A 7,206-nucleotide genomic window follows, 5' to 3' on the forward strand; every position below is an offset into this window, starting at 1 on the left:
GGCTAGCCGTCGACCCTGAGAACAACGTGAGGCGGCGGACGGAGGCACCCGATGAGGGGACGCGCCCTGCTGATGGCCTGGTTGATGCTGGTCACAGCGGCGGCGGCCTGCGGCAAGGAGGCGGGTCCGTCGGATTCCCTGGTCGCCCGCGCCGTCGCGTTCAACAAACTCACCATCGGCATCCGCTTCGACCAGCCGGGACTCTCCAAACAGACGGTCGACGGCCGCTATGTCGGTTTCGACGTCGACGTGGCGAAATACATCGCGAGCGAATTGGGCGTCGACGAAGATCACATCACCTGGCACGACAGCAGGCCGTCGTCGCGCGAGACCGACATCACCTCCGGGATCACGGATCTGATGGTGGCGACCTATTCGATCACCGAAAAGCGCAAACAGGTCGTCGCTTTCGCCGGGCCCTATTTCGACACCGGCCAGGACCTGCTCGTCCGGCTCCGGTCGACCGACATCACCGGTCCCGAAAACCTCAACGGCCGCAAGCTGTGCGCCGTGGGCGGCACCACCTCGGCCGAGCAGGTGCGCGACAAGTTCGCGCAGGCCGTCCAGCTCGTCGAGTACCCGCGCTACCAGGATTGCGTCACCGCGCTGCTCGCGGGACAGGTGGACGCGGTGACCACCGACGACGTCATCCTCGCCGGTTACGTGGCGCAGAACCCGGAGTTGCTGAGGGTCGTCGGCAAACCGTTCTCGAAGGAGAAATACGGCGTCGGCCTGCGCAAGGACGACATCGAGGGCCGGGCGGCGGTGGCCAAGGCCGTCCGGAAGATGATCTCGTCCGGGGAATGGCTCGAATCGCTGAACCGCAACATCGGCCCGTCCGGCTACCGGATCCCGCCCCCGCCGCAGGTCACCGAGCAGTGACCCTTCCCGATCTGCCGGTTCGCGCCGTCCTGCCCGAACTCGAAGCCGCGCTCGACGCCCACGGCACCGCTGTCCTCGTCGCGCCTCCTGGAACCGGCAAGACCACGCTGGTGCCGCTCGCCCTGGACAACGGCGAAGGGCGGGTGATCGTCGCCGAGCCGAGGCGGCTCGCCGCGCGCGCCGCGGCGTCGCGGATGGCGTCGCTGCTGGGCGAACGGGTCGGTGAAACGGTCGGCTATTCGGTGCGCGGAGACCGGAAGGTGTCTTCTTCGACGCGGATCGAAGTGGTCACCTCGGGGCTGCTGGTCCGGCGGGTGCAGAGCGATCCCGAACTGGCCGGGGTTTCGACCGTCCTGCTCGACGAATGCCACGAACGCCACCTCGACGCGGATCTGTTGCTCGCGCTGCTGCTGGACGTCCGCGCCGGGCTGCGGGACGATCTGCGCCTGCTCGCGACGTCCGCCACCGTGGCGGCCGGACGGCTGGCGGCCCTGCTCGGGGACGCGCCGGTGATCACCGCTCAGGCGCGGACCTATCCGGTCGACGTCTCGTACTCCCCGCCCGTGCGCGGTGAGCGGATCGAGGCGACCGTGGCCCGCGCGATCCACAAAGCACTGTCCGAAGGAGACGGTGACGTGCTCGCTTTCCTGCCGGGCGCGGGCGAGATCGCCAGGGTGAGCGGGTTGCTCGACGGCCTGGACGCGGACGTGCTGCCCCTGCACGGACGGCTTTCGGCGGCGAGTCAGGACGACGCGCTGCGCCCGCGCGCCCGCCGCCGGGTGGTGCTTTCGACGTCGGTCGCCGAATCGAGCCTGACCGTGCCGGGCGTGCGCGCGGTGGTGGACTGCGGGCTGTCCCGGGTGCCGCGGGTCGATCACCGGCGCGGCCTGCCGGGGCTGGCGACGGTCCGGGTTTCGGCCGCGGTGGCGGAACAGCGTGCCGGTCGCGCCGGACGTGAGGCGCCGGGACGCGCGTACCGGTGCTGGGCGGCGCACGAACAGGGTTCCCTGCCCGCGTATCCCGAACCCGAGATCAGGACGGCGGAACTGGCGCGGTTCGCGCTCGAACTCGCGTGCTGGTCCACTCCGGACGGTTCCGGCCTCGCCTGGTGGGATCCGCCCGGCGAAGGCGCGCTGGCCGCCGGTCGCGCGTTGCTGACCACGCTCGGGGCGACCGCGGAAGACGGGACGGTGACCGAACGCGGGCGGAAGATGGCCGGGCTGGGCCTGCATCCGCGGCTGGCGCGGGCGCTGCTCGACGGCGCGGCGCGGACCAACGCGCGTTCGGCCGCCGAGGTCGTCGCGCTGCTGGACAGCGGTGGCACGCTGACCGACCTCGAAGCCGAACTGCGCCGGGTGCGGGGCGACGAACGCTGGAAGTCCGACGTGCGGCGGCTTTCCAAGCTGGTGCCCGACGGTGGCGGCGCGGCCGATCCGGCGCTGGTCGTGGCGCTGGCGCATCCCGAACGGCTCGCGCGACGACGTTCCGCGGGGACGCCGGTCTATCTGATGGCCGGTGGGACCGCGGCCGAACTGCCGCGCGGCAGCGGACTGGCCGACGTCGAATGGCTGGCGGTGGCCGAAGCGACCCGGGATCCCGGCCGTGCGCAGGGCATCATCCGGCTGGCCGCGCCCGCGGACGAGGATCTCGCCGTCCGCGCGGCGCCGAATCTGGTTTCGGCGGCGGACGAAGTTCGCTGGGCTTCGGGCGACGTCGTGGCACGTTCGGTGCGACGGCTCGGGGCGATCGTGCTGTCGGAGAAGCCGTTGCGCTCACCCGCGCCGGACGCGATCCGCGCCGCCCTGCTGGACGGTTTGCGCGCCGAAGGGCTCGGTCTGCTGCGGTGGTCGGAGGACGGGCGTCGCCTGCGCGAACGGTTGTCGTTCCTGCATCGGGTGCTGGGCTCGCCTTGGCCGGCGGCCTCCGACGCGGCGCTGCTGTCCACTTTGGACAACTGGCTCGATCTCGGCTCGGCCCGGCGGCGATCGGATCTCGCCTCACTGGACGCGGGTGCCGCTTTGCGCGGGCTGTTGCCCTGGCCCGAAGCGTCGCGTTTGGACGAACTGGCGCCGGACCGGCTGGAGGTCCCGTCGGGTTCGCGGATCCGGGTCGACTACTCGGGTGAGCAGCCGGTGCTGGCCGTGAAACTCCAGGAGACCTTCGGCTGGCTGGCGACGCCGGAACTGGCCGGCGTTCCCGTCGTCCTGCACCTGCTCTCCCCCGCCGGACGGCCAGCCGCCGTCACCGCCGACCTGGAGTCGTTCTGGCGCAACGGTTACGCGGCCGTGCGTGCCGACCTCCGCGGGCGCTACCCGAAGCATCCCTGGCCGGAGGACCCGCTGAGCGCCGCGCCGACCCGGCGGACCACCCAGCGCCGGATGTCATGAAAGGGGCTTTCAGGACATCTTTCGTCCTGAAAGCCCCTTTCATGACACTCGCGAGAGACGTGACCGGTCAGTCCATCATCTGGTGCTGGGGCCGGGTCGGCAGCCGCGACGCCAGCTCCTCGTCGTCCTCGCGCTCGTTCAACCCGAGCTGCACCGCGCTCCGGATCTGCTCGCGGTTCTCCCGCACCACATGCGCGAAGAACTCGTCGATGCGCGGGTCCGTCAGCACCTCGAGGATCACCCGCATCGCGGTGTCGATCACCGAACGCACCACCTCGTCGTGGAACGGGAGCTTCGAAAGCCGCCCCGCCTGCGGGTCGTTCTTGAGCTTCTCGGCGATGATCCCGCGCAGCAGCGTCTGGTTGTCGCCCAATGAGCGCGCGAGGTTCTGCGGGTAGTTCCCGGTTTCCAGCACTTTGACGACCTCGTCGAGCACCGCGATCGTGATCGGCTTCTTGATCGCCAGCACGATCGGCCGCGAAAGCCGTTCGACCAGGCGCTGGGTGAACCGTTCCCCGAAAGCGCGGTCGGCCGTGCGCGCGAGCCGGACGAGCACGACCAGGACCCGCAGCAGCCGGAACCCGCGCAGCGCCGGATGCGCGATCGGGATCATGCCGAGGATCTCGTACCAGTTGCGCAGCGGAAACCACTTCTCCCAGCCGTTGCGCCGCCACCGCCACAGGAATTCGAGCGCGAAGATCCCGCACACCGTCGTGTCGATGATGAAGACGGTGTGCGCCGTCTCGTCCGAATGCGGGAAGAACGTCACGTAGACGAGCAGCCCGACGGAGAACACGGCGAGGACGAGCATCACCAGGTCGAGCGGATTCACGCGCCGTTGTTCGCGGGTGGTCATGGCGCCGATTCTGCCTTTCCGCGGGGACTCGTGCCGAGCGGCACCTGCCGAAAGTAAGGGGTGACCGATGACTTCGGGGCAATGTCCGCAGGTGCCTCCGCACACAAGACTTCAGGGACCACGAAGGAGGACGCGGATGATCACGCTTCGAGGACTGACGAAGCGCTACGGCGAGAAGACGGTGGTCGACGGGCTGACCTTCGCCGTCGAGCCGGGCAAGGTGACCGGCTTCCTCGGTCCCAACGGCGCGGGCAAGTCGACGACCATGCGGATGACGCTCGGCCTCGACGCGCCGAGTGCGGGCGAGGTCCGCATCGACGGCAAGAAGTACGTGGACCTGCGGCACCCGCTGCGCGAGGTCGGCGCACTGCTGGAGGCCAAGGCACTGCACCCCGGCCGGAGCGCGGGCAAGCACCTCCTGGCGATGGCGCGCAGCAACGGCATCCCGGATTCCCGGGTGGACGAGGTGCTCGCGACGGTCGGGCTCACCGAGGTCGCGGGCAAACGAGCCGGGGCGTTCTCCCTCGGCATGGGGCAGCGGCTCGGCATCGCCGGCGCGCTGCTGGGCGATCCGCGGGTGCTGATGTTCGACGAGCCGGTCAACGGCCTCGACCCCGACGGCGTCCGCTGGGTGCGGCACCTGATGCGGTCGCTCGCGGCGGAGGGCCGCACGGTGTTCGTGTCCAGCCATCTGATGAGCGAAATGCAGCTGACCGCCGACAGGCTGGTCATCATCGGCAAGGGAAAGCTGCTGGCCGACGCGCCTGTCGACGAGTTCATCGCGGGCAATTCGCGGACGTCGGTCGCGGTGCGGGTGCCCGTTCCCGGCGAACTGCGAGCGCTCGAACAGCGTCTGCGCGCCCTCGGCGCGACCACGGAAACCGACCGGGACGAACTGCTCGTGCACGACCTGCCCGTGCAGCGCGTCGGCGACACCGTGCACGAACTCGGCATCCGCGTGCACGAGCTGGCCGAGCGGACAGCGTCACTCGAACAGGCCTACATGGAACTGACCGCGTCGTCGGTCGAATACGGAACGGGAGTAGCGGCATGAAGTCCTTCCTGGTCATCGCTGCGGTGGTCGCCGGTCTGCTGGGGGTACCGGCGACCGCGTCGGCGGCGACCGCACCTGATCTGTCGCTGCCCGCGCCGGGCGGCCCGCTCCCGATCGGGCTGCGCACGCTGCATCTCACCGATCAGCAGCGCGCCGACCCTTGGGTGCCGGAAAAGCGGCGTGAGCTGATGGTCAACGTCTGGTACCCGGCCGTCCCGATCGGGCGTAATCCGCTGTACATGACCGGAGCGGAGTCCGCGGCGGCGGTCGCCGGGCGGAAACTCGACCTGCCGCCGGACGCGCTGAGCAAGGTGCGGGTCCACTCGAAGGAGAACGCGCCTTCGCTGCCCGGACGACGTCCGCTGGTGGTGCTGTCGCCCGGGGCGGGCAACAACCGGATCACCCTGACCTCGGTGGCGGAACACCTTGCCTCGCAAGGTTTCGTGGTCGCCGGGATCGACCACGCCTACGAAGCCTGGGCGACGGAGTTCCCCGACGGGCTGCGCCAGTGTGTCGCTTGTGGACAGTCGCCCGACCCTTGGCCCGCCGCGATCGCGAACCGCGCCATCGACACGACGTTCGTCGTCGACACCCTGCTGAAGGACCAGCGCTGGTCGATCGACGCCAAGAAAATCGGGATGGCCGGTCACTCCGCCGGGGGTTCGGCGACCGCTGCCTCGATGGTCGCCGACCGGCGGATCAAGGCGGGCGTGAACGTCGACGGCCCGTTCTTCGGCACCGTTTCCCTCGACCGGCCGTTCCTGCTGATGTCCAGCCCGACCGGCAAGAAGTACTACGGAGCCTCTTGGGACGAGACCTGGCCTCGGCTCACCGGACCGAAGAAGGACCTCCCGGTCGAGAACAGCGGTCATTCGTCGGTGACCGACGCGGCGATCCTCATCGACCAGATGGGACTGCGGGCGCGACTGCCCAAGGAAGAGGTCGAGAGGCAGTACGGCTCGATCGACTCGCGGGAAGCGCTGCGGATCTTCCGTGACGAGCTGACCGGTTTCTTCAAGCAGTGGAGCGCACGATGAACGCGGTCTCTTCGGAATGGACGAAGTTCTGGTCGGTCCGCTCGACCTGGTGGTGCCTGATCAGCGGTGTCCTGCTGATGCTCGCCTACTCCGGCGCGGTGGGCTTGGCCGCGAACGCGGGCGTCGAACGCTCGATGGCCCCGCACGCCGTGGTGACCGGGGCGGCTTTCTACCTCACGCAGTTCGCCGTGGTCGCGCTGGCGACACTGTTCGTCACGAGCGAATACGCCAGCGGCAGCATCCGCTCGACCTTGCAGTGGGTCCCGGTACGGAACCGGGTCCTCGCGGCGAAGTCCGCCGTCCTGGTGCCGGTGCTGTTCGGCTACGGCGTCCTGAACACCCTGGTCGGCGTGGCGATCTCGGCGCCGCTGATCCCGGCGCGGGATTCCTCGTTGGGCGACGTCCTCGCGACCTCGGCGGGCATGGGCGGCTACTTCGCCCTGTTGGGCCTGCTGTGCCTCGGCCTGGGGACGGCGTTGCGGAGCACGGCGGGGACGATCGTGACAGTGTTCGTGCTGCTGGTGATGATCCCGATGTTCGCCGGTTCGCTCGGCGGGGAAGACATCGTGAACTACTTCCCCGGCTTCGCAGGTGTCAACGCGATGCTCACTTCAGGGGAGCCGAACCCGATCTTCGGCGGCGTCGCGCCCTACGCGCCCTGGGTCGGCATCGCGCTCTGTACGGCTTGGGCGGCCGCCGGTCTCCTCACCGGCTCCGCCGTCCTGCGGCGGCGCGACGCCTGACGGGGAAGCAAGGGACCTTTGCTCCCGCTTGTCTCAACATCGAGAGAAGCGACAGCAAAGGTCCCTTGCTCTCTTCGCGCAGGTGGGCCCGGTGACTGTGTGGATTTCCGCTCATCCAACGCACCAAAATCCACACAGTCACCGGGCATCGAGGGGGTGTGTGGAAACAGGGACATTCAACGTCCCTATTTCCACACACCCCCCCGCCACAGCAAAGGTACCAATCTCCCATCCCCCCCAAAACCCC

At 69.4% G+C, this 7,206-nt stretch carries 6 protein-coding genes; 5 read left to right on the forward strand and 1 reads right to left on the reverse strand.

Annotation, left to right across the window (positions count from 1 at the left end; translation table 11 throughout):
* Positions 1-51: 51 nt before the first annotated feature.
* Both ACFWMR_RS12515 and hrpB read left to right on the forward strand, forming a co-directional pair.
* Entirely contained in the window at positions 52-882 is an 831-nt protein-coding gene (locus ACFWMR_RS12515; RefSeq protein ID WP_093936119.1) for a glutamate ABC transporter substrate-binding protein, read from the forward strand.
* Positions 879-3,269 carry an ATP-dependent helicase HrpB gene (gene hrpB / locus ACFWMR_RS12520; RefSeq protein ID WP_378378433.1) on the forward strand — a complete coding sequence of 797 codons (2,391 nt, stop codon included), beginning with the start codon at positions 879-881 and terminating at the stop codon, positions 3,267-3,269. Before ACFWMR_RS12515 ends, hrpB begins: the two co-directional genes overlap by 4 nt.
* A gap of 67 nt (positions 3,270-3,336) precedes the next feature.
* Here the strand turns inward: hrpB and ACFWMR_RS12525 are convergent, their stop codons facing one another.
* The gene (locus ACFWMR_RS12525) at positions 3,337-4,125 is read right to left on the reverse strand and encodes an ion transporter (protein ID WP_378378434.1); all 789 of its coding nucleotides are present in this window, start codon (positions 4,123-4,125) and stop codon (positions 3,337-3,339) included.
* A gap of 136 nt (positions 4,126-4,261) precedes the next feature.
* Between ACFWMR_RS12525 and ACFWMR_RS12530 the strand changes: the two genes are divergently transcribed.
* From ACFWMR_RS12530 to ACFWMR_RS12540, 3 genes are read left to right on the forward strand one after another with little or no spacing between them, the layout of a single operon-like run.
* Positions 4,262-5,179, forward strand: a complete 918-nt coding sequence (locus ACFWMR_RS12530; RefSeq protein WP_093936116.1) for an ABC transporter ATP-binding protein — start codon at positions 4,262-4,264, stop codon at positions 5,177-5,179.
* Complete coding sequence (locus tag ACFWMR_RS12535) at positions 5,176-6,216, forward strand: alpha/beta hydrolase family protein (protein WP_378378435.1); 1,041 nt, start codon at positions 5,176-5,178, stop codon at positions 6,214-6,216. The genes ACFWMR_RS12530 and ACFWMR_RS12535 overlap by 4 nt, the downstream gene beginning before the upstream one ends.
* Entirely contained in the window at positions 6,213-6,959 is a 747-nt protein-coding gene (locus ACFWMR_RS12540) for an ABC transporter permease (protein ID WP_378378436.1), read from the forward strand. Before ACFWMR_RS12535 ends, ACFWMR_RS12540 begins: the two co-directional genes overlap by 4 nt.
* Positions 6,960-7,206 lie beyond the last annotated feature (247 nt).

This window comes from Amycolatopsis thailandensis (assembly GCF_042723255.1).
Lineage (GTDB): Bacteria > Actinomycetota > Actinomycetes > Mycobacteriales > Pseudonocardiaceae > Amycolatopsis > Amycolatopsis thailandensis.